General features: G+C 58.5%; 33 protein-coding genes. 13 read left to right on the top strand and 20 right to left on the bottom strand.

All coding sequences use genetic code 11. The features are described 5' to 3' along the window. On the top strand, positions 1-132 hold a 132-nt coding region (locus B9Z52_RS12090), incomplete at its 5' end, for an IS3 family transposase (protein WP_146182850.1). A 60-nt stretch (positions 133-192) separates the two neighbouring features. Here the strand turns inward: B9Z52_RS12090 and B9Z52_RS12085 are convergent. Further along, a complete protein-coding gene (locus B9Z52_RS12085; protein WP_108414088.1) occupies positions 193-639 on the bottom strand; it encodes a hypothetical protein in 447 nt (148 codons plus the stop codon). An 8-nt stretch (positions 640-647) separates the two neighbouring features. Next, positions 648-1169 carry a GNAT family N-acetyltransferase gene (locus B9Z52_RS12080; protein ID WP_108414087.1) on the bottom strand — a complete coding sequence of 174 codons (522 nt, stop codon included), beginning with the start codon at positions 1167-1169 and terminating at the stop codon, positions 648-650. A gap of 135 nt (positions 1170-1304) precedes the next feature. Between B9Z52_RS12080 and rpsP the strand changes: the two genes are divergently transcribed. The 4 genes from rpsP to rplS all read left to right on the top strand — a co-directional run bounded on the left by rpsP (position 1305) and on the right by rplS (position 3476). Next, positions 1305-1556 (top strand): 30S ribosomal protein S16, encoded by a 252-nt coding sequence (gene rpsP, locus B9Z52_RS12075; RefSeq protein WP_108414086.1) that lies wholly within the window; start codon positions 1305-1307, stop codon positions 1554-1556. 16 nt (positions 1557-1572) lie between these two features. Further along, positions 1573-2190, top strand: a complete 618-nt coding sequence (gene rimM / locus B9Z52_RS12070; protein WP_108414122.1) for a ribosome maturation factor RimM — start codon at positions 1573-1575, stop codon at positions 2188-2190. Positions 2191-2219: 29 nt separating this feature from the next. Next, positions 2220-2972: a tRNA (guanosine(37)-N1)-methyltransferase TrmD gene (gene trmD, locus B9Z52_RS12065; protein ID WP_108414085.1), complete on the top strand. Its 753-nt coding sequence runs from the start codon at positions 2220-2222 to the stop codon at positions 2970-2972. 120 nt (positions 2973-3092) lie between these two features. After that, entirely contained in the window at positions 3093-3476 is a 384-nt protein-coding gene (rplS, locus tag B9Z52_RS12060; protein WP_053174072.1) for a 50S ribosomal protein L19, read from the top strand. A gap of 161 nt (positions 3477-3637) precedes the next feature. Here the strand turns inward: rplS and B9Z52_RS12055 are convergent, their stop codons facing one another. Together B9Z52_RS12055 and orn are read right to left on the bottom strand one after the other, a co-directional pair. Then, positions 3638-5713 (bottom strand): DEAD/DEAH box helicase, encoded by a 2076-nt coding sequence (locus B9Z52_RS12055; RefSeq protein ID WP_108414084.1) that lies wholly within the window; start codon positions 5711-5713, stop codon positions 3638-3640. Between the two features lie 262 nt (positions 5714-5975). Continuing rightward, on the bottom strand, positions 5976-6563 hold the full coding sequence (gene orn, locus B9Z52_RS12050) for an oligoribonuclease (protein WP_108414083.1): 588 nt from the start codon (positions 6561-6563) through the stop codon (positions 5976-5978). 68 nt (positions 6564-6631) lie between these two features. On the opposite strand from orn, the gene B9Z52_RS12045 reads away from it, so the two are divergent. Genes B9Z52_RS12045 through rsgA form a run of 3 tightly spaced genes read left to right on the top strand, consistent with a single transcriptional unit; the run spans position 6632 to position 9167 of the window. After that, positions 6632-7891, top strand: a complete 1260-nt coding sequence (locus B9Z52_RS12045) for a M48 family metallopeptidase (protein WP_108414082.1) — start codon at positions 6632-6634, stop codon at positions 7889-7891. Beyond that, positions 7888-8199: a 4a-hydroxytetrahydrobiopterin dehydratase gene (locus tag B9Z52_RS12040; RefSeq protein WP_108414081.1), complete on the top strand. Its 312-nt coding sequence runs from the start codon at positions 7888-7890 to the stop codon at positions 8197-8199. The genes B9Z52_RS12045 and B9Z52_RS12040 overlap by 4 nt, the downstream gene beginning before the upstream one ends. After that, entirely contained in the window at positions 8196-9167 is a 972-nt protein-coding gene (rsgA, locus tag B9Z52_RS12035; protein WP_108414080.1) for a ribosome small subunit-dependent GTPase A, read from the top strand. Before B9Z52_RS12040 ends, rsgA begins: the two co-directional genes overlap by 4 nt. 12 nt (positions 9168-9179) lie before the next feature. On the opposite strand, the gene B9Z52_RS12030 is transcribed toward rsgA, so the two are convergent. After that, positions 9180-10145 carry a CobD/CbiB family protein gene (locus B9Z52_RS12030; protein ID WP_108414121.1) on the bottom strand — a complete coding sequence of 322 codons (966 nt, stop codon included), beginning with the start codon at positions 10143-10145 and terminating at the stop codon, positions 9180-9182. 7 nt (positions 10146-10152) lie between these two features. Continuing rightward, the gene (locus B9Z52_RS12025) at positions 10153-10965 is read right to left on the bottom strand and encodes a CoA pyrophosphatase (RefSeq protein ID WP_233251942.1); all 813 of its coding nucleotides are present in this window, start codon (positions 10963-10965) and stop codon (positions 10153-10155) included. Between B9Z52_RS12025 and B9Z52_RS12020 the strand changes: the two genes are divergently transcribed. Together B9Z52_RS12020 and B9Z52_RS12015 are read left to right on the top strand one after the other, a co-directional pair. After that, positions 10958-11698, top strand: coding sequence for a MipA/OmpV family protein (locus B9Z52_RS12020; RefSeq protein WP_233251941.1), 741 nt, complete (start codon positions 10958-10960; stop codon positions 11696-11698). The two genes, B9Z52_RS12025 and B9Z52_RS12020, sit on opposite strands and share 8 nt — an antisense overlap. Positions 11699-11816: 118 nt before the next feature. Next, positions 11817-12707 (top strand): hypothetical protein, encoded by an 891-nt coding sequence (locus B9Z52_RS12015; protein ID WP_108414078.1) that lies wholly within the window; start codon positions 11817-11819, stop codon positions 12705-12707. Positions 12708-12869: 162 nt separating this feature from the next. On the opposite strand, the gene B9Z52_RS12010 is transcribed toward B9Z52_RS12015, so the two are convergent. The 9 genes from B9Z52_RS12010 to B9Z52_RS17895 all read right to left on the bottom strand — a co-directional run bounded on the left by B9Z52_RS12010 (position 12870) and on the right by B9Z52_RS17895 (position 19411). After that, entirely contained in the window at positions 12870-15392 is a 2523-nt protein-coding gene (locus tag B9Z52_RS12010) for a VIT and VWA domain-containing protein (RefSeq protein ID WP_158270561.1), read from the bottom strand. Further along, positions 15389-15781, bottom strand: a complete 393-nt coding sequence (locus B9Z52_RS12005; RefSeq protein ID WP_108414076.1) for a MerR family transcriptional regulator — start codon at positions 15779-15781, stop codon at positions 15389-15391. The genes B9Z52_RS12010 and B9Z52_RS12005 overlap by 4 nt, the downstream gene beginning before the upstream one ends. Positions 15782-15948: 167 nt before the next feature. After that, positions 15949-16356 carry a type II toxin-antitoxin system VapC family toxin gene (locus B9Z52_RS12000; protein WP_108414075.1) on the bottom strand — a complete coding sequence of 136 codons (408 nt, stop codon included), beginning with the start codon at positions 16354-16356 and terminating at the stop codon, positions 15949-15951. A gap of 9 nt (positions 16357-16365) precedes the next feature. Next, entirely contained in the window at positions 16366-16596 is a 231-nt protein-coding gene (locus B9Z52_RS11995; protein ID WP_108414074.1) for a CopG family transcriptional regulator, read from the bottom strand. A gap of 131 nt (positions 16597-16727) precedes the next feature. After that, positions 16728-17393, bottom strand: a complete 666-nt coding sequence (locus B9Z52_RS11990; RefSeq protein ID WP_108414073.1) for an SOS response-associated peptidase — start codon at positions 17391-17393, stop codon at positions 16728-16730. Positions 17394-17618: 225 nt separating this feature from the next. Next, positions 17619-18035: a hypothetical protein gene (locus tag B9Z52_RS11985; protein ID WP_108414072.1), complete on the bottom strand. Its 417-nt coding sequence runs from the start codon at positions 18033-18035 to the stop codon at positions 17619-17621. 172 nt (positions 18036-18207) lie between these two features. Then, positions 18208-18558 (bottom strand): hypothetical protein, encoded by a 351-nt coding sequence (locus B9Z52_RS17680; RefSeq protein ID WP_146182849.1) that lies wholly within the window; start codon positions 18556-18558, stop codon positions 18208-18210. Then, positions 18555-19172, bottom strand: coding sequence for a hypothetical protein (locus tag B9Z52_RS11980; protein WP_233251940.1), 618 nt, complete (start codon positions 19170-19172; stop codon positions 18555-18557). The genes B9Z52_RS17680 and B9Z52_RS11980 overlap by 4 nt, the downstream gene beginning before the upstream one ends. After that, complete coding sequence (locus B9Z52_RS17895) at positions 19169-19411, bottom strand: hypothetical protein (protein ID WP_158270560.1); 243 nt, start codon at positions 19409-19411, stop codon at positions 19169-19171. Before B9Z52_RS17895 ends, B9Z52_RS11980 begins: the two co-directional genes overlap by 4 nt. On the opposite strand from B9Z52_RS17895, the gene B9Z52_RS17890 reads away from it, so the two are divergent. Continuing rightward, positions 19410-19682: a hypothetical protein gene (locus B9Z52_RS17890; protein WP_158270559.1), complete on the top strand. Its 273-nt coding sequence runs from the start codon at positions 19410-19412 to the stop codon at positions 19680-19682. The genes B9Z52_RS17895 and B9Z52_RS17890 overlap by 2 nt on opposite strands. 112 nt (positions 19683-19794) lie before the next feature. On the opposite strand, the gene B9Z52_RS11970 is transcribed toward B9Z52_RS17890, so the two are convergent. Genes B9Z52_RS11970 through B9Z52_RS11960 form a run of 3 tightly spaced genes read right to left on the bottom strand, consistent with a single transcriptional unit; the run spans position 19795 to position 20712 of the window. Further along, positions 19795-19977 (bottom strand): hypothetical protein, encoded by a 183-nt coding sequence (locus tag B9Z52_RS11970; protein ID WP_108414070.1) that lies wholly within the window; start codon positions 19975-19977, stop codon positions 19795-19797. Beyond that, positions 19952-20419 carry a DUF3293 domain-containing protein gene (locus tag B9Z52_RS11965; protein WP_108414069.1) on the bottom strand — a complete coding sequence of 156 codons (468 nt, stop codon included), beginning with the start codon at positions 20417-20419 and terminating at the stop codon, positions 19952-19954. The genes B9Z52_RS11970 and B9Z52_RS11965 overlap by 26 nt, the downstream gene beginning before the upstream one ends. A gap of 17 nt (positions 20420-20436) precedes the next feature. Further along, positions 20437-20712: a hypothetical protein gene (locus B9Z52_RS11960; protein WP_108414068.1), complete on the bottom strand. Its 276-nt coding sequence runs from the start codon at positions 20710-20712 to the stop codon at positions 20437-20439. A 347-nt stretch (positions 20713-21059) separates the two neighbouring features. Between B9Z52_RS11960 and B9Z52_RS18290 the strand changes: the two genes are divergently transcribed. After that, positions 21060-21815: a nucleotidyltransferase domain-containing protein gene (locus B9Z52_RS18290; protein WP_369907911.1), complete on the top strand. Its 756-nt coding sequence runs from the start codon at positions 21060-21062 to the stop codon at positions 21813-21815. Further along, entirely contained in the window at positions 21815-22219 is a 405-nt protein-coding gene (locus tag B9Z52_RS11950) for a HEPN domain-containing protein (RefSeq protein WP_233251939.1), read from the top strand. The genes B9Z52_RS18290 and B9Z52_RS11950 overlap by 1 nt, the downstream gene beginning before the upstream one ends. A 152-nt stretch (positions 22220-22371) precedes the next feature. Here B9Z52_RS11950 and B9Z52_RS11945 read toward each other — a convergent pair whose 3' ends face one another. Continuing rightward, entirely contained in the window at positions 22372-22653 is a 282-nt protein-coding gene (locus tag B9Z52_RS11945) for an antitoxin (protein ID WP_108414067.1), read from the bottom strand. After that, on the bottom strand, positions 22650-22934 hold the full coding sequence (locus B9Z52_RS11940; RefSeq protein WP_108414066.1) for a BrnT family toxin: 285 nt from the start codon (positions 22932-22934) through the stop codon (positions 22650-22652). Before B9Z52_RS11940 ends, B9Z52_RS11945 begins: the two co-directional genes overlap by 4 nt. Positions 22935-22938: the final 4 nt, after the last annotated feature.

Genomic DNA, 22938 nt, shown 5'->3' with positions numbered 1-22938 from the left:
AAATTCGAGAATGTGAAAGAGCTTGAGATGGGCTTGAAGGAGTACATCCACTACTACAACAACGATCGGATCAAGATCAAACTAAAAGGGCTGAGTCCTGTGCAGTACAGAACTCAGCCCTCTATGGACTAATCAGCCTTTTAAACCTTCCAACTTATTGGGGTCAGTTCATTTGTCCGGCTTTTTTGTGGGTCACTGGCTGATCAACTTGGCTTGTTCAATCTGGTATTCAAAGTACATCTGAAAGCTGAAAGCCAGACTGGACATCAAGATCGCAGTGCCGATCAGCAAAGACGTGGCAAGCCCAAAGACCGTGAGCCAGTTGGTTTGTCCGGCGACATCATCGGCAGCGCCTTGCGGATTGAATTTGGCGTTCCATTTTTCCGCAGGCATCAGGCCGTAGACGATGGCCGTGAGTGCGCAAACTGCAATGGTGAAGCCCAAAAAGGGAATCAGCACCCAGCTCAGTTGATCGTCCAGGCCAAAAGCCTGGGCCCTTTGGATGCCATAAATCCCTATCGCTGTCGGCACGGGCAAGAGCCAGCCCAATATGTCGCCAAAGCCTTTGAGGTAGAAGCGGTGCAAGCCGAGCGGTCCGCCCCAAAAAGTGAGCCATGTGGCCAGAGTTTTGTTTTTCATGGGGGTGATTATTGCGGAGCGGTGCTGTCGCCCTTGCCCAAAGGCCTTTCCATCATCACCACATCCAGCCAGCGGTCAAATTTCCAGCCGCAAGACTTGAGGGTGCCCACATGCGTGAAACCCACCGAACGGTGCACGCCGACAGAGCCAGCGTTGGCCGAGTCCCCGATCACGGCCAGGAATTTGCGCACGCCCGCTCTTTCGGCCTGGGCGCACAGCTCGCTCAGCAGGGCTTTGCCCAAGCCCTTTTGCTGCACACCGGCCGCCATGTAAATAGAGTCTTCGGCCGAATAGCGGTAAGCCGGGCGTGGTTTGAACCAGTTGCAATAGGCAAAACCCAACACTTGGCCTGCGTCTTCCAGCACCAGGTAGGGCAGGCCCTTGCTCAAAACATCTGCACGCCGGGCAGTCATGTCGGCTTCAGACGGGGGATCGATCTCGAAAGTGCCTGTGCCCGTGAGCACATGGTGTTGGTAAATGGCCGTGATGGCGGCCATGTCTTCTTGGCGGCTGGGTCGGATCAAGGGCATCTGCGCTCCCGTTGTATAATTGAGGGCTCTTCAGTGTGTCACTGGCCGGGTGGCCAGTTGCGTGTCTCAAACGCTGGAAGAAATCGGGTGTCTCGGCATTTGTTCCGAAGTCACCCAACCACCCAAGGATAAATCATGGTTGTTATTCGTCTGAACCGCGGCGGCTCTAAAGCACGTCCTTTCTTCAACATCGTCGTCGCCGACAAGCGCGTGCGTCGTGATGGTCGCTTCTTGGAGCGCATCGGTTTCTACAACCCCACAGCCCGTGGTGGCGAAGAAGGTCTGCGCATTGCTCAAGACCGTCTGACCTACTGGAAGAGCGTTGGTGCCCAGGCTTCTCCCACCGTGGAACGCCTGATCCGTCAAGCTGGCAAAGTCGCAGCCTGATCGGCCGATGACGGCCATGCGTCCACCTTTGGAGACAGCGGTATTGCCCGCTGACGCCATCGAAGTCGGGCGCATCGCCGATGCCTGGGGCATCAAAGGCTGGTTCAAGGTCTTGCCCCACAGCGCCTCGCCCGAGGCGCTTTTTTCTTCCAAACGTTGGTTTTTGTTGCCGCCCGATCGGCCCATGAAACCCAAGCGTCCCACGGAAGCTGCAGCCGCCAAGTCTGAAGCCGCTGCATGGACCGAGCCTTTGCTGCTGCGCATCAAAGAGTCCAAAGACCACTCCAGCACGCTCGTGGCCACCGCCCACGACATCGACGACCGCAATGCCGCTGAGGCCTTGCGAGGCGCCCGCATTTTTGTGCCCCGTTCGAGCTTTCCGTCTGCTGCCGAGGGTGAGTACTACTGGGTGGACCTGATCGGTCTTCAAGTGGTCAACCGCGAAGGCCTGGCCTTGGGCGAAGTGCGCGATCTCATGTCCACTGGACCTCAAACCGTGCTGGTGATCGAAGCCGCCCCTGAGTCCGAAGGCGGCAAACCTGTCGAGCGCATGATTCCCTTTGTCGCCGCTTTTGTGGACGGGGTCGATCTGCCAGGCCGACGCATCACCGTTGACTGGCAGCCCGACTACTGATCGGCCTGCGGCCGTGGAGGGCCACATCCATGCGCTTTGACATCATCACGCTGTTTCCCGAACTGTTTGCGCCGCTGCTCACCAGCGGCATCACGCGCCGCGCCTACGAAGGTGGTTTGGTCGATGTGCGCTTGTGGAACCCGCGCGACCACGCCGAAGGCAATTACCGCCGGGTGGACGACCGCTCTTTCGGTGGTGGCCCCGGCATGGTCATGCTGGCCGAGCCCCTGTTCAAAACCTTGACCGCTGTCCGTGCAGACCGCAACGAAGTGCAGCCAGCGCCCTTGGTGCTGTTTTCGCCCATCGGGCAGGCCTTGAACCACAACGCTGTGGCCAACTGGTCGCAAAGCGCTGGTGCTGTGCTGCTGTGCGGCCGCTACGAAGGTGTGGACCAGCGGTTCATTGACCACCATGTGGACCAGCAAATCAGCTTGGGTGACTTTGTGCTTTCGGGTGGCGAAATTGCGGCCATGGCGCTGTTGGATGCCGTCGCCCGCTTGCAGCCAGGTGTGCTGAACGACGAAGGCAGCCACCAGCTCGACAGCTTCAATCCCGCACTGGATGGCCTGCTGGACAGCCCGCATTACACCCGCCCTGAGGTCTGGCAAGGCCATGCCGTGCCGTCCGAGTTGATGTCGGGCCACCATGCCCACATTGAGCGCTGGCGCCGTGAGCAAAGCCTGCGCTTGACAGCGCAGCATCGCCCTGAGTTGCTCAGTCAAGCGCGCCAAGAAGGCCGCTTGAGTCGGCTTGACGAGACCTTTTTGCAAAAAAAGCTATAATCAGGGGCTTTTCGATCCTCTACCCGCCGCGATCTGGCCCCAGTTGTGCACATGATGCCCAGCGCTTACAGCACAGATCGCCCCTTGTGCAGCGAGGCATGATCGGATGGAGTTCAAAAAATGAATTTGATTCAAACTCTTGAGCAGGAAGAAATTGCCCGTCTGGGTAAAGTGATTCCTGAATTTGCCCCCGGCGACACCGTGATCGTGAGCGTGAATGTGGTTGAAGGCACCCGCAAACGCGTTCAGGCTTACGAAGGCGTCGTGATTGCCAAGCGCAATCGTGGTCTCAACAGCGGCTTCACAGTGCGCAAGATCTCCAGCGGCGAAGGCGTGGAACGTACGTTCCAAACCTACAGCCCTTTGATCGCCAGCATCGAAGTCAAGCGTCGTGGTGATGTTCGCCGCGCCAAGCTGTACTACCTGCGTGACCGCAGCGGCAAGTCGGCTCGTATCAAGGAAAAATTGCCTCAGCGCAAAGCAGCCCCCGTGGCCGCTGCGTAAAGCCTTTTCCAAGGTATCAAAAACCGCCCGGGTTCGCCCAAGGCGGTTTTTTTATGCCCGTCATTCTCAACACAGCCCGGCACATGTGCCAAGAAAAAAGGCCTTGCCGGTGAGGGCAAGGCCTTTGAAAGGGCAGGGCCGCAAAAGCCCTGATGCTGTGTTTAGCCGCGTGTGATTTTCAGCACACGGGTGCCACCGCGTTTGCCTTCACCGCCACCTGCGCCACCCGCGTTATGGGGCTTGAAGTTGCCGGCACCGAACTGCTTGGGGCCACGGGCGAACTTGTCGCCAGCTGCGCCGCGAGGTGCCGCGCCGCGGCTGTCACCACGGTCTTCCCAACGGCCGCCTTGACGGCCTTCACCAGCACGAGCGTCCTGACGTGGGGCACCCCGGTTTTCACGATCCCAAGGGTGTGCAGGGGCAGCTGCACGCTGCTCGAAGCGGTCACCGCCACGGTTGTTGTCAAAGCGTGCATCGGCACGGCCATCTTTGCGAGGGTCAAAGCGGGGCTCAGCGCGCTGCTCAAAACGAGGCTGCTCGTCGCGGAAATTGCCACGCGGGGCGCGGTTGTCGAAACCACCGCCAGCATTGTCGCGGTCACGGTTGCCACCAAAGTCGCGGCCACCGGGGGCGGGACGGCCACCACGGAAACCACCGCCAGCGTTGGCGTAATTGCGCTCGCCACCAAAGCGGTCACCGCCACGGCCCATGGGCTTGCGGGCTTCGGGCATGCGCACTTTGGGCTCAAGGCCTGGAATCACTTCGGCCTTGAAGGGCTGGCGTGTGTAGGACTCGATGTCACCAATCTTGCGACGGTCACGAATCTCAGCGAAGGTCACAGCCAAGCCATCGCGGCCTGCGCGGCCTGTACGGCCAATGCGGTGGGTGTAGTCCTCGGCCTTCATCGGCAAGCCGAAGTTGAACACGTGGGTGATGGTTGGCACGTCGATGCCGCGAGCAGCGACGTCGGTGGCGACCAGAATCTGGACTTGACCGTTGCGCAGCGCCATCAGGCGGCGGTTGCGCATGCCTTGGCTCAGGGCACCGTGCAGGGCGACAGCCGAGAAGCCGTCTTGCTGCAAGTCAGCGGCCAAGCCGTCGCACTCGATTTGGGTGCTGGAGAACACGATGGCTTGGTCGATCGTGGCGTCACGCAACCAGTGGTCGAGCATCTGGCGCTTGTGTTGGGCGTTGTCGGCCCAGAACAGCACCTGCTTGATGTTGTTGTGCTTTTCTTGGGGGTTGTCGATCTGGATTTTCTGGACCGAAGAACCACCGTCGTGCATCACGCGCATGGCCAGTTGTTGAATGCGCGGTGCGAACGTGGCGCTGAACATCATGGTCTGGCGACGCTGGCTGGTCATGTCGTTGATATCGGCCAAGTCGTCCGAGAAGCCCAGGTCGAGCATGCGGTCGGCTTCGTCCACCACCAAAAACTGCACTTGGTCCAGCTTGATCTGCATGGAGCGCTGCAGGTCGAGCAAACGGCCAGGGGTGGCCACGACCAAGTTGGCGTTTTGCAGCTTGGCGATTTGCAATTGGTAAGGAATGCCGCCGACCACATTGGCCACGCGCAGACCGCGTGTGTGCTTGACCAGCTCGATGGCGTCTTGCGCCACCTGTTGGGCCAATTCACGTGTGGGGCACAGGATCAGGGCGCCGGGTGTTGGGGCCTTGAAGTTGCGTGGGTTGGTCGGGTCTTTGCGCTTGGCACGCTTGGGGGCAGGTTCGCCCTTGGCGGCGGCGTCGGCGCAGGCTTGGTCGAACTCGGCGCGCTCGGCAGCTTCTTGTTCGGCCATTTGTTGGATCAGGGTGTGCAGCACAGGCAGCAAGAAGGCGGCGGTTTTGCCGCTGCCGGTCTGGCTGGAGACCATCAGGTCGGTGTAGCCATTGGACTTGCCGTCTTTGGAGCCACCAGCGGTAGGCAGAGCCAAGGGAATGGCGCGCAACTGCACGGCGGTGGGTTGGGTGTAACCCAGATCGGCCACGGCTTGCACCAGCTCGGGGGCCAGGCCCAGCTCAACAAAACCGTTGGGCACCTCGGCGACGGCTTCAACTTCGGCGGTCTCATCGGCGGTGGCTTCGGGCACCACTTCGGGGGTGATTTCGGCCGCAGCGGCGACCATGATTTCAGTGGCCAAGTTGGTCGAAGCGGTCTGGGCAGACGATTCGGTGGCCATGGATGTGTTTTCGGCAGACGACAAGTCGTCCTGCACTGTGTTCAAAGTGTCAGTCATTTGTGTATATAAAACTCGCACGGAACAACGGCCGCAAACAGAAAAGCTGTTGCATTTGGCCGTAGGCACCGCAAGGTTGAAAAAACATCAACCATCAAACGGTGCTCGCGAGAGGCGCTTGGCGTGAAGCCTGGCCGCTGTGAGTGACCCTATCGGTGGGTCAAGGCATGAAGGGAGATGTATGAATTGCTGCACTGGATGCAGCAAGCCAGCGATTATGGCACGAATTCTCAAAAAACGCTAGGGTTTTCCCTGAAAAATATCAAAGCTTGATGAAGTGCTCCCGGTAATGCGCCAATTCGTCGATGGATTCGTGCACATCGGCCAGTGCGGTGTGCTTTTGCTGCTTATTGAAGCTCGAATACACCTCGGGCTTCCAGCGGCGTGACAACTCCTTGAGCGTGCTCACGTCCAGGTTGCGGTAGTGAAAGAAGGCCTCCAGCTTGGGCATGAACTTCACCAGAAAGCGGCGGTCCTGGCTGATGGTGTTGCCGCACAGGGGCGATGCGCTCTTGGGCAGGTATTTTTTCAGGAAGGCGAGGATCTGTTCTTCGGCATCGGTCTCGCTGGTGGCGGAGGCTTTGACCTTGTCGATCAAACCGCTCTTGCCGTGGGTGCCTTTGTTCCAGGCGTCCATCTTGTTCAGCAATTCATCACTCTGGTGGATCACCAGCACCGGGCCTTCGATGCGGGGCGTCAGGTGCGGGCCGGTCACGATCACGGCGATTTCGAGCAAGCGTTCTTTTTCGGGGTCAAGGCCCGTCATTTCGCAATCGATCCAGACCAGGTTTTGGTCAGATTTGGCCAGTTCGGCCACTTCGGGGGCGGTGGAGGTGTTCACTTCAGACATGTGCTGATTGTCGCTGAAGCGGGCGGGTCTTCCATGGCGCACAGGGCCCGGCTCCTACAATAGGCCGGATGAATGCATCTCTTTCTTTGACCGTGACCCTGGTGGTGGCTTTGCTGGCGCATGTGGCGCTCAAGTCCTGGCTCAATGCGAGGCAAGTCCGGCACGTGTCGCGTCACCGCGCTGCGGTGCCCGCCGCCTATGCCGACACCGTGTCGCTGGCCGATCACCACAAGGCCGCAGATTACACCCTGGCCAAAGCCAAGCTCTCGCAACTGGACATCGCACTCGATGCCGCCGTGCTGTTGGGCTGGACCTTGCTGGGCGGACTCGACGCGCTGAACCAAGTGCTGCTGGGCTGGATGGGGCCTGGCATCGGGCAGCAAATCGCGTTGGTGCTGGGCTTCAGCCTGGTGGGCGGTGTGATCGGTTTGCCTTTGTCGCTCTTGCAAACTTTTGGTGTCGAGCAGCGTTTTGGCTTCAACAAGATCACCCCTGCCTTGTGGCTGGCCGACATGGCCAAGGGCCTGTTGCTGGGTCTGGTTTTGGGCGTGCCTTTGCTGTGGCTCATGCTCTGGCTCATGCAAGCGGGCGGTAGCCTATGGTGGCTGTGGGCCTGGCTGGCCTTGGTGGGCTGGCAACTGTTCCTCATGGCCATTGCCCCCAATGTGATCATGCCGCTGTTCAACAAATTCACACCGCTCGAAGACGAGTCGCTCAAAGCCCGTGTGCAGTCGCTGATGCAACGTGCAGGCTTCACGGTCAAAGGCTTTTTTGTCATGGATGGCAGCCGCCGTTCGGCACATTCCAATGCGTTTTTCACCGGCTTTGGGGCCAGCAAGCGCGTGGTGTTTTTCGACACGCTGCTCAAGCAACTGAGCCCCTCCGAGATGGAAGCCGTGCTCGCGCACGAGCTGGGCCACTTCAAGCACAAACACATCCTCAAGATGATGCTCACCAGCTTTGCGCTCACGCTGGCCGGTCTGGCCTTGCTGGGCTGGCTCATGCAGCAAGTCTGGTTCTACACCGGTCTGGGCGTCATGCCCAGCCTGACGGACAGCAACAATGCCTTGGCCCTGGTGCTCTTCATGCTGGTCACGCCCGTGTTCACTTTGTTCTTCGCGCCTGTGTCTTCATGGCGCTCGCGCCAGCAAGAGTTTGAGGCCGATGCCTACGCGGTATCGCAAACGCCGGGCCAAGACCTGTCTTCGGCCTTGCTCAAGCTCTACCAGGACAACGCATCGACGCTGACGCCCGATCCGCTGTATGTGAAGTTTTATTACTCGCACCCGCCCGCCAGCGAGCGCCTGGCACGGATGGGCGCCGCATGAGCACCGCTGCGCTGCGCGCCTTCACGCCCACCGAAGTGGTCATGGCGCTGGGTCAAGTGCCCGGCTGGCGTTTGCAAGGCGATGGCGATGCCGTGGTGATCGAAAAGACGTTTGAGTTTGCCCTGCACACGCAGGCGCTGTTGTTCGTCAACAGCGTCGGTTGGTTGTCCGAAAAGCTCAACCACCACCCGGAAGTGGTGCTGAACCATCGCCGCTGCGTGGTCCGCTGGTGCACGCACGATGTGCAAGGCCTGAGCCGTCTCGACTTTGAGGCCGCCCGGCAAACAGACGGCTTGTTGCCCGCATGAGCAAGTTCAACAAACAACGCCCTGCGCAAGCCGATGGGGCCGTGCTCGAACCCGGCCTGGTGGTGGCCACTTATGGGCGGCACTGCCTGGTGGAAACGCCCGAAGGCCGCCGCCTGATTTGCCACCCGCGTGGCAAGAAAAATCAGGTCGTGGTGGGCGATCAGGTGCTTTGGCAAATCGCAGGTGATGAAGGCAGCATCGAAAAATTGCAAGAGCGCCGCAACCTGTTTTACCGGCAGGACGAAATCCGCACCAAGTCCTTTGCCGCCAACCTTGATCGCGTGCTGATCCTGATCGCAGCCGATCCGGAGTATTCTGAAAGCCAGCTCTCGCGTGCCCTTGTGGCCGCCGAAGCCGAACGCATCACGCCCGTCATTGCGCTCAACAAAAGCGATTTGGCCGTGCCGTTTGCACAAGCTTGGGAGCGCTTGGCCCCTTACCGCGCCATGGGCTATAGCGTGATGCCCATCAGCCTGAGCCCACGCACACCCGTGGCCGACGATGGTGTGGCCGCCTTGTGCGAACACCTGACGGGCCACACCACCTTGGTGCTGGGCCCTTCGGGCAGCGGCAAGAGCACCTTGATCAACCGCTTGGTGCCCGACGCACAGGTCGAGACCGGCGAGATCTCGCAAGCCCTGAACTCGGGCAAGCACACCACCACCAGCACCCGCTGGTATTGGGTGCCCAGCTTGGACCGCAGCGATGCGCGCACGGCCCTGATCGACTCGCCGGGCTTTCAAGAGTTTGGCTTGCACCACATCGAGCCGACACGGCTGGCCGATTGCATGCCTGACTTGCGTACTTATTTGGGCGGCTGCAAGTTCTACAACTGCACCCATTTGCACGAGCCCGGTTGCGCTGTGCTGGATCAGGTCGAGAACGAACACAGCGCAGGCACCATCAGCGCCCGCCGCCATCGCATTTATGCGCAGTTGTTTGAAGAGTTGAGCCAGCAGCGCTGGTGAACAAGAGGGCGCTCAGCCCACCAGCTTGGCCATGGTCAGCAAGGCCACCAGCACCAGCCACATGATCACGGTGCGCCAGACCAGGCCCACCACTTGCGCAAAGTGCGCCACATTTGGGAGGCGGCCGGGGGTACTGCTGCTTCCCGATGAGTCGCCTTCGTTGTGGGCTTCATCGATCGTAGTCAAGGCCGCACCCCCCAAACGGATATTGATGGCTCCCGCCGTGGCCGCCAAGATCACACCATCGTTGTCATCCGGGAAATTTTGCGCATGGTTCCGCCAACCGTCCATGGCGTCTTCAAAGCTGCCCACAATCGCAAAGCCCAAGGCGGTCATCCGCGAGGGCAACCAGTCGATGGCTGTCCATGCGCGATCTGCCACTTCCTGGAGTACAGGGCTGGTCACCGAGCCATCGCTGCTCTCTTGCTGCCAGTATTGCCTTGCAAAATCGGTTAAGCGATACACCACAGCACCCACAGGGCCTAGCCCGATGATGGACAAGATGGCGTACCAGAAGAACACACCAAACACATGGCGGTGGGCGGCAATGATGGAGTACTCAATCGCATGTCGCACGATCTCGCTGCGCGCAAGCTGTCCCACCTGAACTTGCTGCCAGTTGGCCAACAACTCACGCGCCTTGGTTTCATCGCCATCGTTCAAGGCTTCACGGATGGCAGTGAAGTGATGGCTGAACTGTCGAAACCCCAAGGTCACGTAAAGCAGTCCCACGTTCCAAATGACGGCAAACAGCCAGCCCAGACCCCACTCGAATGCCCAATGGATCAGCATGGCCAAAAGGGCCGGGATCAAGATGGCAATGCCCCAAGTCACCCAAGCTTGGTTGCGAATGCCTGCATCAAAGGTCCGTGCCACCCAGGCCAGCCACTGACCTGTCCACTGATAAATCAGGTTTTGCGGTAACAAGGGCCTAGCTTGTTCAATTACCAAGGCCAAAAGGAGCGAAAAAAAACTCATGCTCAAATCATCCTGCAGGATGGATCATCAAAAAACGGTAAAGGTTGCGCAGCATCGCTGCCGTCGCCCCCCAGATATAGCGTTCAACCAAGGCCTGTTCGCCATCTGCGTTGAGGCGGCTTTCTTGGTAAGGTATGGAAAACCACTGCCGCTGCGCCCCTTGCCACATCATGCTGTGGTGGCGGTGGTGCGCAGGGTTCATCAAAAAGGCCAGTGGCACCTCGAATACATCGTCAACCTCATCGGGGTTGGGTTGCAGCTCGATGTCGGGCGAGACCAGGCCAATGACTGGCGTGACCCAAAACGAGCTGCCCGTGATGTACAGCGGCAACTGGCCAATCACCTGAACATGGCGCGGGTCCAGGCCGACTTCTTCTTGCGCTTCGCGCAAAGCGGTGGCTTGTATATCGGCATCGTCGGCGTCGACCTTGCCGCCCGGAAAGGCAATTTGTCCCGAGTGCGTGGACAGGTGCGCCGTGCGCTGCGTCAACAGCACCGTCGGCTCGGACGCCGCCGGCCCTCGCATGACAATCGGCACCAGCACCGCCGCCTCTGAAGGCGCGCGGGTCGAGAACTGGGGTTCGCGCACCACCTCGGGCGTCCACTCGGGCGCATGCGCAAAACGCGCCCTCAACGCATCGGGCTGCATTTGCGCCCAAGGCACGGCGGGCAAGTCATGGTCAACCCGGTGAATGGGGGCCGTGCGGGGATCGATGGACAAAGGTTTGGACACAGCGGTATTTATAACCGACCGCAGCGGCAATTCGCCTGTGGGTACACCTTGTTGCACAATTCGAGGCAGGAGATGGATCATGAACATGAAGCACACACTGTTGATTTGGATGGCTCTTGGTTCGGTGGCGCAGGCGCAGTCTGCTTTCCCCGATCACTTTGTGGGCGACGCGGGCGGCATGCTGGTGGCCAGCCAGCCGGTGGTGCAGGGGGCCAGCGGCACCGTCAGCGCCATGCCTTACGTTTATGGTGATTACGGCCGCTTTTATGCGCGTGTGGACACCTTCGGCGTCAAGGCCTTGCCCATGGGCGAGGGCCATCTGGAGCTGGTCGCCCGAGTGAGCACGGAAGGCTTCAAAGCCCACAAGACCCCCTTCAGCACAGCGGGTGACCGCTCTGCCCCCGTGCCGGTGGGGCTGGGCACTTTTCAGCGCACCGCCATGGGCGGCGTGTTTGCTTATGTTTTTCACGACAGCACCTCGGGTGGTCAACTGCTGGAGCTGACCTGGGCGGGCAAACTGGCTTTGGGCCGTGCCACCTTGTACCCGCAGCTGGGTGTGGAGCACCGCAGCGCCGCGTATGTGCAGCACCTGTACGGTGTGTCCTCCGCCCAATCGTCGCCCGGTTTGCCTGCTTATCAGGCGGGCGCATCCACCGTGCCGGTGCTGTCCTTGCACGCCACGGTGCCCTTGCAAGGGCCCTGGGCGCTGCAGCTGCTGGGCCGCTACCGCGCTTGGGACAGCGCTGTGCGCAACAGCCCCATGGTGGACCGGGCCGGTCAAGCCACCGGCTATGCGGCCCTGACCTACAGCTGGAACTGACTCCCGCGCGTTCAGGATGGCCCCAGCGCATTGGTGCCGGGCTCAAGCCGCCGTAAAATAAGACCCGCTGCATTCTTTAGCAGCGCTATGGTTTCTTTTTATTCGTATAGGTTTATTCATGAAGCGTGATTACTTCTCTCAAGCCCCCCGTCCTGACCGCCGTTTTGGCGAACAGCGCAGTGGCACCTGCATGGCCCTTATCGACGGCCGATTCCTGATCTGGATGGCCCAGCAAGGCGCATTGGGTGCCACGGGTGAAACCGTCAACCGTCAGGGTCTGCTCAGCCTGCTGTCGCAAGCACTGGCCCATTCGGCACTGGACGTCGACCTCAAACGCATCTACTGGTACAGCGACCGCTCCGATGGCTTGGTCATCGACGACCAGATCGTGCGCTTGGTGCAAGCCCACGACGCCGATGGCGGTGCATCGCTGTTGCGCTCACTGGGCCACGACCTCAAGCAACTGGCCGAACACCACGCCTGCGACCACGTGCTGGTGGCCAGCGACGATGAACGCTTTTTGGCCACCATCGACGAAGCCCAGCTCAGCGGCCTGAGCGTGCACCTGCTGGCCGACGAGTCGGCCCGCAACATGCCGCAAATGGTCCGCACCGACCCGGGTTGGGCCCGTCTGCTGGCCCAGGCCGATCGCCGCGTGGTGGTCAACTCGCAAGCCCTTACCGACATGCTGCAAGGCAAAATCCCCACCGGCATGGGCCTGGCGGTGGAAGACGTCGAAGAGCTGCGCAAATCCATGCAAGAAGTCGTCGCCGCCTGGTGGGACGAAGAGCCCGAAGACCTGCGTGAAGACCTGCGTGACGCCCTGCAAATTAGCCGAGGCATTCCACAAGAAGTCGACCGCCAACTGCTGCTGCGCATGCGCCAGCGCCTGGCCCGCGCCCTGAGCCTGCCCGAAAAGAAAATGCTGCGCGAAACACTGCGCAACGTGGTGACTGGCCCTGCGGTGCAAGGTGCACTCGAGGGCTTGCCGCCCGACACCGAGGAATAAGCCAAACGCTTGGGCAACATTCCCACCGATGGGAAGACCGGCATGACCATGCGCGAGAAATGCCCCAACCGTTACGCTGCCAAGTGAGAGGGCGCAACGGCCCTGAGCCGTTGCAAGGCACACCAAGGCTGGCCGTTCTTTGCATCGGCTGGCCTTGATTTCTTAAGCCGCCTTTTGCGCCCCACCAGGCTGGGCCGCATTGTTCAGGCTTTGCAGCAGCTGGTCTTTGGCACTGCCCTGTGCTTGGCCCAGCTCAGACTCCAGCAGGCGGCGAGCATGGTGGTCCAGGTGCAATCCTTTGGCATCGGCCAGCCACAGCAACATCACCGCCCACACCATGGCCGGACTGCCCAAGGCCTTGGCGTGCTGCAAGATGAAGTCGGCCATGAAGGCTGTGCGCGCTGTGCTCAACGTCACCGACAAGGCCGATCGGAAACCCCGATTGCCGTAAGCCTGCGCATTGAACTTCTCCAGCAGCGCCACCAAAGGGTTGGCCGGATCGTCCAGACTGTGCAACACCTTGGACAGTTGCGTGAACTGATCGCCGTAAGTTTTCTCGCGCTGCTTGCGCCAATAGTCTGGCGACAGCATGGCCGCAGAGGCCGCATCGGAACTGGACGCCTTCTTGACCGGTGACACCGGTGTCGGCATGGCCGATACCGAGGCCTTGATCACCTTCGGTGCTGGGTTGCTTTGCTGGGCTGCGGGCGCATCATCGCCATCGGCCTGCTTGCGCAAAAAGGCCGGAATCTCGATGTCATCCATCCCCGCATTGGCCATGCCATCCACGCGAGATGCCGCGTGTGTGCGGTTGCTGCGCCACAGGGCTGGCGTGTTGATGCCCGTTTTGCTCGGCATGTGTGTGGGCGTGGTCACATGATCGGTGCTGCAGCGCAACACCTGCAGTGGGCCGGTTTGATGACGAACGATCTTCCGATCGTTCATCACCGTGCCATGCCCCCCAGCACCGGCCGCCTGCATTTGCGCCACTTGCTGCAGCAAGGGCAGGTCTTGCGCCTTGTCGCCCGCCGCACGTTCGTGCACCAAGATGAAGTTGGTGTGCTTTGTCACCAGCTGGTATTGCACGGCCAAGGCGCTTTGGCGTGTTTCGTCGCTGGTGTCCAGCAAACGCTGCGCAGCGCACAGGCGCGGCAAGATGCCGTCTTCGTCCCAGACCAGGTGCTCTGCTTGACGGGTGAAGGTCTGGCCCGCCAGCGTCCACTGCAAGGCCGGTGCGGCGGCAGGGCGGCTGCTCACTTGCGCCCACTGGTGCAAGGTGTCGCCTTGCGTGATCTCTTTGGCGCCCGGCGATTGTTCAAGCACAGGCGCATCGCTGACCACGCTGCAATTGACCGCGCACGAGCGGCGCATGCGATCGAGCAAACGTGCCACCGCCTGCTGCATGCTCTGACGGGGGCTGACCATCTCGCAGGCACCACCGCTGACCTCGGCCAACTCGCGCAGCAAACTCTCGGCAGGCGAGCTGCCCACCCCCAAGGCAAACACACGGTGCCCCCGCTGGCGCACGCTGGCCACAATGTTCTCGATGTCCCACACCTCGCCATCGGTGATCAGCAAAATGCTGGCCGAACCCACAGGCTCCTCGTCCTCGTGGGTGATGGCCATCACATTGCGCAAGGCGTGTTCCATCTCGGTGCCACCCAAATCGGCCTGGATGTTGCGCGCCTCGGCACGCAAGCGCCGCTGATAAGCCTCGGTGCACTTTTGCAGGCGCGGCAACACATGCACCGTCTGGCTGCCAAAGCGCGTCATCGACACCTCGTCATCGGCCTGTAGCTGGTGAAACAACCAGTCCAGCGCATCGCGGGCCTGCTCATTGCTGTCGCCCTGCATCGAGCCCGAGCCGTCCACCAGCACTTTCATGCGCAGCGGGGCAGGGCGCACCTGCGTTGCATCCCATTGCGCCACAGCGCTGGCCAGCAGTGTGTACTGGCCTGGCTGCGTCGCGTCTGCGCTGGCCAAGGCAAAGGTCATGTCCTTGAGCCCATGCACCGTCAACACAAAATCGCGGTCCAGCCAAGCCTTGCTTTGCAGCTTCACGGTCACGCCGCTTTGGTGCTTGACCAACTGCACCCCGTGCGAGGGGCTGGTGATCGTGCCCAGCCCCAGCGGGTTGGCCACCTCCAGCGACACATACAAACGGTACTCGGCCAAAGCGCTGGTGGCCGCCGTCTGGTGCGGTGCCAGCCCGCCTTGGGCATGCGCATCGCCATAGCGTGGCGCAATCGTGGTGGGCAAACTCACGCGCAGCATGCCACCCTCTAGGCGCAGCAACTGGGCGTATTCCAGCTCGATCACCGCCTCGTCACCCGGCTGCAAATTGCCCAAGTTGGCGGTGTACAAATCCTTGCCCGACCGCTCCAGCATCACCGGCAAATCGCCCGACTCGATGGCTTTTTCATAGGTGGCCTCGGCCTGTTTTTTGGGCGCCACCGTGCCGGTCATGCGCTTGCCATTGAGCTCCACAGCCATGCCCAACAACACACTGCCCCAAGCCAGCGGAAAGGTGTAGACGCACTCTAAGTTTTCGTCGGTGGTGTTGCGGTAAGCCTGGCGCAGCTTCATGCGCAGCATGGGCCCATGCAACTTGCCCTGGGCCTGCACCGACTGCAGTGCCACTGGTTCCCCCCTGCGGCTTTGCAAGCCCATTTCAGAATTGCTCATTTTTGTTTCTCCCATTCGGACATGACGGTGCGCACCCAAGCGCGAAGTTGTTCGGGTGACAAGCCCGCTGCTTGCGGATCGATTTGCAGCTCCACCCCCGGCGCGATGAACACATGGCTCAACACCCGGATGGCCCCCGGCTGGGCCGGTCGGTCTGGCACTGGCGACTGGCCGCCAGCCATCACCTCGCGAATGCGCTCCAGAGACACCCCCGCATCGGCCAGCTTGCGGATCTGCATGAGCTGGCCCAGATGAACGGGCGTGTAATGCGCGGCCCGCGTCTCGCCCACAGGGCGATCCACCAGCCCCAGCTGCATGTAATAGCGAACCGTGCGCTTGGACAAATCGCACAGCGCACACAGCTGGTCAATGGAATAAGTGGTGGTCATGCTGTCATTGTGACATAACAACTGTCACAATGACTGCTTTTAAATGTAAATCTCTCAAGCCTCATGCAGGAGCCGCACCCAGATGGCCTTCGGCATCGAGATGATGCCGATGCCATAAGCCCCATGTAGGAGTCGCACCCCGTGCGCGATATGTGCGCGAAAAACCCTCAAACCTCCTCGTGCCAATCCACCCAATGCAAGCCCGGCACCCGAGAAAACTCCCGCACATTGCGTGTGACCAAGGTCGCCTGGTGGCGCAGAGCGGTTGCGGCGATCAAGGTGTCATGCGGGCCGATGGGGGTGCCTGCTGCCTCCAAAGTCACGCGAATGCGGGCCGCATGTGCGGCGCACTCGGCATCAAACGGCAGCACTTGCATGGGGCGTAAAAACTGCGCCAACGCCGCCAACCTGGGCGTTGCAGCCTCTTGCGGCAAACGCAGCAAACCATAACGCAGCTCGTATTCCACAATCGCCGGCACACCCAAGTCGGCAGGGCGCACGGCCTGCAAACGAGGCACCACCTGCGGGTCACCGCGGAAGTAATAACTGATGGTGTTGCTGTCCAGAATCAGCATCGTGACCCCTCAAAAACCCAAGCGCGGCACATCGGCCGGCTGGGTAGAAGCTGTGTCGTCACGCAAAGGGAAATCGGCAAAACGCCCGGCCAGCGCCAAACAGTCTTGTGGCCAATCGTGTGCCGCATAAGTGCGAATGATGTCTGCCACCCAACGGCTCTTGGACACACCATTGGCCTTGGCCGCCTGTTCCACCAAGGCCTGCGTTGCATCGTCCAGGTAAAGCGTGATTTGTGACATGGCGCACCTCTTGTGATCGATCAAGTATATGTGCAAGTATATGCGATTGTCGGGATGCATGCACTTGCATTGCAGTTGCTCTGATGTTTGCTTTGTTTGAGCCCCTCAGCTGGTTGGTTGGGGGGCTTTTTTTACAGCAATCCCGACTGCTGCGGGGCTTGCGCTGCCATGTATTCCGCAGGCCACGCCCGCAAAAATTCTCCACTCTCACCCGCGCTGGCCTGCAGCCACTCGTCATACCGCTCAGGCGGCAGGATCACCACCGAGCGTTTCTCGTCCTGCGGTTTGTGGAAGTTGCGCATGAACGGGTGTTCGTCGGCGTTGATCGTCAGCATCGTGAAGCTGTGCACCGTCTCGCCTGCGGGTGATCGCCATTGCGCCCACAAGCCCGCCAGGCCCATGGGCTCGCTGTTGGTCAGGGTGATGCAGGTGGGCACGGCTTTGCCGCTGCGCCAGTCGGGTTCAAAAAACGATTGCACCGGGATGATGCAATGCTGCCCGCGTTTCCAGGCATCGCGGAAACTGGGTTTTTCCGCCACGGTTTCGATGCGGGCGTTGTAGGTGTGGCGGGCGATCTTGTCGTCTTTGGACCAGTGCGGGATCAGGCCAAAGCTGCCGATCAGCGCTTCACGCTCGGGTACCGCGTCATCCCCCACATCTGCATGGGGGTGGCGGCGAATGAAGGTGCTCATGTAGCCCGGCCACACATCGCGCCGTGCCAGCTCGCTGGGCAGGTCAATACCGAAATGCTTTTTGAGCAGGGCTTTGTCGTGGGGGGATTCGTAGTGGGCGCACATTTTTAAGTGTCTTTCTGTTGTGGCTTCTGGATCTACAACAAAAACCGGAAAACACCCCGCAGTTATACGCAGTCGTGACGCGATGATCTCTTGACTCCGAAAAAAACTCGGCAACAGTTATTTCATTTTCAAAGCGAGCACCACATGCCCATCACCGATTTCATTCAGCACCTGATCACATTGGCTTTTGTAATCCTGCTCTTGAGAGTCTTCCGATGACCTCAATCACTCAATTTTGGTGGGATAACAACTTGCTTGGCTTCGACCGCCGGGCGAGCTTGGCAACTTGTAGATCCACGTATCTTCCGTGCTTGCTCCTCCTTGAAAATAGACTTCATTCGGATTGCTCAGCCAGCCAGGTCCGTTCTGTGAATTCAAGTGAATTTTCCCTTCGTACAGCAACTTTCCAGTTTTATCGAAAAGCTTGGCCGTCCCGTATTCGTGCGGATAGGTTTTGGTGAGCTTTTCCCACAGGGTTTGGTGCCGCGTGATGTAGTACTCGTGATTGGCGCTATAGCAAAGCTCATCGCCAAACTCGGTGAAGTGGAAGCTGTTCCACTCAAACACCGCAAACCATATCGAGGACATCACTACCACAGCGAGCCCAGCTTTAGCGAGAGGGGATTTCAATGGCTGGGCCATGGTAGGTCTCCCATAAAACATCTGAGAAAAAGTCACCCTTTCGTTACGCTGGTGTTGCCAGCGTCTGCGACTGAGGGTGTACACCCAAACCTACGAAATTTCCTGCTCTTTGCTCAAGCGCCACATGTCCAAGCCGCACTAAAGTAAGCAGTAGCGCATGGGTCCAATTTTTTCAACGATTCAGCAATGTACGAAGTGCCTTGGGTATCTCTTGGAATTTGCTTTCATTTTCAAATAGGTGGCAATTCTCCGCCGCAACTATCTCTGGATTTTTTCCCAGAATTGAAAACAAATTTTCACCATCGCACCGGAGTAACACGACTCGTTTTTTTGTCTTTTTGTTTTTAACCTGCGCCACCCAACATGCATCGGCAGATCCGCATGAATGATATTCGAGGACTTCTGTCTTTGGTCTCCATGCAAGTTGAACGGATGGATTGCCACTTGATGCCAGCGACACTTCGCCGACTGTGAATAACACTATGGACAACATTGCCACCAAAGCCGGATTTTTTGCAATCATTTGTATTCTTTCCCACCCGTTGCTGTAATGTAGTCTTTCGGATGGCTCCAAAAGATGGTGCTGCCATGCGCGGCTGTTGAAACCCAAACCGCGTCGTAGCGACCACGTTCGGCACCGTCAACAATTTGACCGGTTTTTTTGTTCTTAATCTTCCAGCGAACAATAACCTCTCGCTTTTTTTCCTGAACTTTGAATATATTGTGTGATGGATCTCCGAACTTAAATCCATCACGGACTTTTGGATGGTTGTTATAGTTGGTTTTGAAATCCAATCCATCCCACCAAAATCCACCATTTGATGGATCTACCCCTTTATTTTTAATAGCGGAAGTAGCCCAATCTACTGCTAGCGACATGCCAGCATCTTTCCTGATAACGCTTTCGCTGGCTTTCATTAATTTATTGAACCGCGTATTACTACCATCCCATGCATATGCATAATTTGGTTCTGCCGCTTTTAAAGCGGTTACCGTTTTCCCGCCCCATGCGCGGCACCGATTGGCAACAGCAAACGCAATTCCACCTATTTCATCAGAATCATTTGCCGTCGATGCTTCTCCGTATGCCACAGATGCAAGCAATCGAGTTTCATCGTCAATTTTCTCGTCACTCACTTGTTGTCTCCCTTGACCCATGCAACGAAGCTCAGGTTTGGATGCTCATTGATGGTGTACGGCTTAGTTGTACCGTTATCCAGCGTTTTTGAATCAAGCAATGTTCTTCCGCCGCTTGCCAGCTTGTAGGTCATGCCCTCTATGGGTCTTCCGGTTTTTGCATCAACAATTTCAAACACTATTTCATGATCCTCTATCTCATGCCCGGCATATGCTAGCCAAGGAATAGCGCCGGACATGCTGGCCATTTCATCCGCATCAAATACCATGCTCGGCGTATTGAATGCTGTCTTCAAGCGTGGTGGTTGGGGACATTTGCATATGCACAAGTCACCATCAAGATTGATTTGCCGTCCATCCGTCCCCGTGAATGGCCGAAATGGCGGTACACACTTGGTGACGCCCATGCTTTTGCATGCCGGGCAGTACACAGGCGATCCCTCGAAGCAGATGAATCGTGGTGGTGAACCGATTGTCATTGTGATGGGCGGCACACGCACTTCGCCATGACTTGTTGTGCTGTCACCATCGCGGATATACGCTCTGTTGTACATGGATTAAAGGAATAAATTGAAAACCAAAGTATTGTCCATGTTTAGCGCTTGTATTTATCCTCGGCCACTCAACACTCGGCACCCCAAGCCAGATCGGTCATGCGCCAGCTGCCATCGGGCTGCTGCACCGCGGGGCTGAGCATCTCGACCAGCACGCCCGGCGCGGGCAATAGCTTGAGCCCGATCTGCCGCCAATACAGTGCCTGCAGCAAAGCCAGCTCTTCGTCAAAACTGTCGTACAAATCGGCCACCGTCTGGCCGTAATAGTTTTGCCCACTCCGGCCACACCAACTCCGCCACCCCATCGCCGCCCGCCCACACGAACGCGTGTTGTTCGTGCGCCTTGGCCAAGGCCATGGCCGCTTGTCGGTCTAGGCCCAAGACCAGCACACTGGCTTCGCCGGGCCAGCCGTTGCTGGGGTGTTGCCCTAAGCCGTACACAAAGGGCAGGCCGCGTTGGCGCAGCTGGGTTTTCAGCGTGTGTTGGCGGGCTTGGTTTTCTGCGGCGCTCAGCGTTTGGCTCCAGGGGTTCCATGCGGTGATGAAGGCAGCGCACGCGCTGCCGTGCTGCGCCATCAGCGGCATCAGCTCAGTGCAGGGCTGCCCTATGCGCAAGGTGAACGGGGGTTCTCTGTGCACGGTGTAGTGGGTTTCGCTGAAGGCTTGCACCAGGTCGGCTGTTGGGTGGTTCATGGTGGTTCAGTGACGGTTCATTGGCTTGCGATGGATTGACGCCATTGCTGGATTTGCGCGAGCCGCCGGGCATTGTGTTCGCCGAGCTGGCGCAGCAGTTCGTCCAAAAATTCCGGTGCCCAGTCAGCTTGCACGGTTTGGCCGTGTTCACTGTTCCAGTTCACAAAGGTCTGGCCATCGGGGTTGAACATCAGCTCGGGCTGGCCTGCGATGGTCAGCAGTGTGTGGCCGGAGCCAATGACGTTGGTCAAGCGCACGGCTGTGCCGCAGACGCTGATGGTGGTGTATTGCATGTGTTTTCTCCATGTGCCCGCAGTTTCAGTCAGCGTGTGACTGCGGCGGGTGGAGCGCAGGCATCGCTTTAGCAGCATTTGTGATTCGCCCTGCAAGTTGGTTCTTAAATCGGCGATGTGCTGTGAGGCACGGATGGGATCTTGCAGCCTGTCAGGCTCACAGGGTGAGCCCGTGGCTGCCCGCCAGGGCTATGTGTGTGTGCACGGTGATGAATGCGCGCCGTGGATGCTGACGCGGGATGCGTTGAAGGAGGAGGGTGAGGTGTAGAGTGACGAAGTAAAAAAACTTGGTTTATCCTTGGTCCAAATATGGTTAAATAATGGTTTTAATGTCTGTTGGAGGGTCTGTGCCTGCATTGGAAGCGATGCCCCCAAAGGGCTTTTCTCTTTTTGACACGATTGCACCTGATTTGATCGGTTTTGGCTTGGGTTCTACATTCAAAGCGAAGTCCGTGCAGACTTTTTTGGGTCTGAAAAAAGAAGAAGTCGCTCGCATCGCGGATGTGTCGCTCAAGTCAGTCCGCTTTGACGATGCCATGCCCGAGCCAGTGCGTGAGTGCTTGCAAGAGATCGCTATCAGCATCAATTGGGTGGCCAAGGTGTTTGGTGGCGACATGGACAAGACCGTGGTCTGGTTTCAGACACGTAACCCCTTGCTGGGTGATGTTTCACCCAAAGACATGATTCGCTCGGGGCGGTTTGAGCGTTTGCGCAAGTTCATCTTGGCATCTGTGCAAGAGCAGCAGTCAGTGCCCGTGGCCCATGTGCACCAGTTGGATCAGGCTACAGCACAAGCGGTGCAACAGTTTCGCCAACGGATGGAGGCGGATTTTGCCGCCAAAGCTTTGATTGTGTTTGGCAGCCGAGCGCGTGGTGATCACCGCCCAGACAGCGATGCGGATGTGGCTGTTTTGCTGGAAGGGCCGCACCAGCGTTTTTTGGACACGAAGTTAAAAATGTCAGATGCAGCTTTCGATGTGTTGCTCGATACGGGCATCAATATTTCACCTCTGCCGATTTGGCGGGATGAGTGGGAGCATCCAGAGGCGTACATCAATCCGGCTTTGTTGGCTAACATTGCCCGCGAAGGGATTCGGGTGTGATGCAGTCCAAGTCTTCCAGTGCTTTGATGGGCAAAGCCACCCAGGCCGTCGCTTCAGCGCGTGTGTTGCTCGATCTGGGCGATGAAGATGGTGCGTGCAACCGCGCCTATTACGCGATGTTTGATGCGGCTCAGGCTGCATTGCTGGAGTCGGGTGTGCCTGCGCCCGATGCCTTGGGCAAGACACATCGTGGCTTGATCAATACTTTCAGCGCTTATCTGGTCAAGGACGGCCCTGTCAGCAAAGAACTGGGGCGGCAACTCAAACGCGCCGAAGAGATGCGTTTGGTGGCCGACTACAACGGCGAATCGGTCGTGCAGGCGGATGCAGCCGAGCTGGTGCTCCAAGCAGAGGCTTTTGTGTTGGCGATGCAGCGTTTGTTTTTTGAAGACAAGGCCTCGTGAAGAGGTGCTTTGTTAAAGCAGCGCGAACAAAACCCGCACCGCCCGTTCGCTCAGTACTACGTCCACCCGCATTTGCGCACGGGTCAGGCCGACGAAGAGTTTGCGTTTGTCGCGCTCGGTCAGGGCGGCGTATGGCGATGCAAGGCGCCCAATCAGCGTTGCGAGATCAAATGTCCGCTGACAAACTTGTGCAGCAAGCTGGCTGCCAAGGTTTGGTAAGGCACGCCTTCTTCTAATGCACGCGCCTGCAGGTTTTTAAGGTCTCGACTGGAGATGCGGATGTTCAGTCGTTGGTCTTTTTTCAGGCTTGCTTCGGCTGCTGTTTTGTGTGCTTTGATGCGTTTAGGGGCATCTTTGACGGGTTTGAGGCTTCCTGCCTCAAGGGCCTGGATGATTTCCAATTCTTCTTCGTCGTAAGTCGCTTTTTTCTTCATGACTTGCTCCTGTATTGTTTGGTGGCCTTGCGGCTGGGAATGATGGTTTTCAGAAATATTTCTGAATCGGTTTCGATGAATGGCACGGCGTACACATAGTCATCAACTTCCACCATGGAAATCATTTGTCCGGGGTATTTGTCCTGATTCGGGTGCAACAGCACATCGAGTTCGTTGCCAAGACTGATTTCAAAAATGATGCGTTCAAAAGAGATGCCCCTTTCTTTCAGGAGCAACTGATTTTTATCAGCATTCCAGTTGTAAATTTTGGGGCTTGGCATGTGT

Source organism: Limnohabitans sp. Jir72, assembly GCF_003063575.1.
In the GTDB taxonomy this organism is placed as follows: domain Bacteria; phylum Pseudomonadota; class Gammaproteobacteria; order Burkholderiales; family Burkholderiaceae_C; genus Limnohabitans_A.
This window is presented reverse-complemented; position numbering and strand designations above follow the sequence as displayed.

What these genes read in the sequence shown, in the direction of transcription:
- B9Z52_RS11965 (WP_108414069.1), bottom strand. Translation starts at nt 20,419, where the DNA reads ATGAACCACCCAACAGCCGACCTGGTGCAAGCCTTCAGCGAAACCCAC.
- B9Z52_RS17680 (WP_146182849.1), bottom strand. Translation starts at nt 18,558, where the DNA reads ATGATTGCAAAAAATCCGGCTTTGGTGGCAATGTTGTCCATAGTGTTA.
- B9Z52_RS11950 (WP_233251939.1), top strand. Translation starts at nt 21,815, where the DNA reads ATGCAGTCCAAGTCTTCCAGTGCTTTGATGGGCAAAGCCACCCAGGCC.
- B9Z52_RS12045 (WP_108414082.1), top strand. Translation starts at nt 6,632, where the DNA reads ATGAATGCATCTCTTTCTTTGACCGTGACCCTGGTGGTGGCTTTGCTG.
- B9Z52_RS12010 (WP_158270561.1), bottom strand. Translation starts at nt 15,392, where the DNA reads ATGAGCAATTCTGAAATGGGCTTGCAAAGCCGCAGGGGGGAACCAGTG.
- B9Z52_RS12080 (WP_108414087.1), bottom strand. Translation starts at nt 1,169, where the DNA reads ATGCCCTTGATCCGACCCAGCCGCCAAGAAGACATGGCCGCCATCACG.
- B9Z52_RS11945 (WP_108414067.1), bottom strand. Translation starts at nt 22,653, where the DNA reads ATGAAGAAAAAAGCGACTTACGACGAAGAAGAATTGGAAATCATCCAG.
- B9Z52_RS11985 (WP_108414072.1), bottom strand. Translation starts at nt 18,035, where the DNA reads ATGGCCCAGCCATTGAAATCCCCTCTCGCTAAAGCTGGGCTCGCTGTG.
- B9Z52_RS11960 (WP_108414068.1), bottom strand. Translation starts at nt 20,712, where the DNA reads ATGCAATACACCACCATCAGCGTCTGCGGCACAGCCGTGCGCTTGACC.
- B9Z52_RS12000 (WP_108414075.1), bottom strand. Translation starts at nt 16,356, where the DNA reads ATGCTGATTCTGGACAGCAACACCATCAGTTATTACTTCCGCGGTGAC.
- B9Z52_RS12055 (WP_108414084.1), bottom strand. Translation starts at nt 5,713, where the DNA reads ATGACTGACACTTTGAACACAGTGCAGGACGACTTGTCGTCTGCCGAA.
- B9Z52_RS11990 (WP_108414073.1), bottom strand. Translation starts at nt 17,393, where the DNA reads ATGTGCGCCCACTACGAATCCCCCCACGACAAAGCCCTGCTCAAAAAG.
- B9Z52_RS11940 (WP_108414066.1), bottom strand. Translation starts at nt 22,934, where the DNA reads ATGCCAAGCCCCAAAATTTACAACTGGAATGCTGATAAAAATCAGTTG.
- B9Z52_RS17890 (WP_158270559.1), top strand. Translation starts at nt 19,410, where the DNA reads ATGCTGGCCATTTCATCCGCATCAAATACCATGCTCGGCGTATTGAAT.
- rpsP (WP_108414086.1), top strand. Translation starts at nt 1,305, where the DNA reads ATGGTTGTTATTCGTCTGAACCGCGGCGGCTCTAAAGCACGTCCTTTC.
- B9Z52_RS12085 (WP_108414088.1), bottom strand. Translation starts at nt 639, where the DNA reads ATGAAAAACAAAACTCTGGCCACATGGCTCACTTTTTGGGGCGGACCG.
- B9Z52_RS12015 (WP_108414078.1), top strand. Translation starts at nt 11,817, where the DNA reads ATGAAGCGTGATTACTTCTCTCAAGCCCCCCGTCCTGACCGCCGTTTT.
- rimM (WP_108414122.1), top strand. Translation starts at nt 1,573, where the DNA reads ATGCGTCCACCTTTGGAGACAGCGGTATTGCCCGCTGACGCCATCGAA.
- trmD (WP_108414085.1), top strand. Translation starts at nt 2,220, where the DNA reads ATGCGCTTTGACATCATCACGCTGTTTCCCGAACTGTTTGCGCCGCTG.
- rsgA (WP_108414080.1), top strand. Translation starts at nt 8,196, where the DNA reads ATGAGCAAGTTCAACAAACAACGCCCTGCGCAAGCCGATGGGGCCGTG.
- orn (WP_108414083.1), bottom strand. Translation starts at nt 6,563, where the DNA reads ATGTCTGAAGTGAACACCTCCACCGCCCCCGAAGTGGCCGAACTGGCC.
- B9Z52_RS11995 (WP_108414074.1), bottom strand. Translation starts at nt 16,596, where the DNA reads ATGTCACAAATCACGCTTTACCTGGACGATGCAACGCAGGCCTTGGTG.
- B9Z52_RS17895 (WP_158270560.1), bottom strand. Translation starts at nt 19,411, where the DNA reads ATGTCCGGCGCTATTCCTTGGCTAGCATATGCCGGGCATGAGATAGAG.
- B9Z52_RS12030 (WP_108414121.1), bottom strand. Translation starts at nt 10,145, where the DNA reads ATGAGTTTTTTTTCGCTCCTTTTGGCCTTGGTAATTGAACAAGCTAGG.
- rplS (WP_053174072.1), top strand. Translation starts at nt 3,093, where the DNA reads ATGAATTTGATTCAAACTCTTGAGCAGGAAGAAATTGCCCGTCTGGGT.
- B9Z52_RS12025 (WP_233251942.1), bottom strand. Translation starts at nt 10,965, where the DNA reads ATGTTCATGATCCATCTCCTGCCTCGAATTGTGCAACAAGGTGTACCC.
- B9Z52_RS12020 (WP_233251941.1), top strand. Translation starts at nt 10,958, where the DNA reads ATGAACATGAAGCACACACTGTTGATTTGGATGGCTCTTGGTTCGGTG.
- B9Z52_RS12040 (WP_108414081.1), top strand. Translation starts at nt 7,888, where the DNA reads ATGAGCACCGCTGCGCTGCGCGCCTTCACGCCCACCGAAGTGGTCATG.
- B9Z52_RS12005 (WP_108414076.1), bottom strand. Translation starts at nt 15,781, where the DNA reads ATGACCACCACTTATTCCATTGACCAGCTGTGTGCGCTGTGCGATTTG.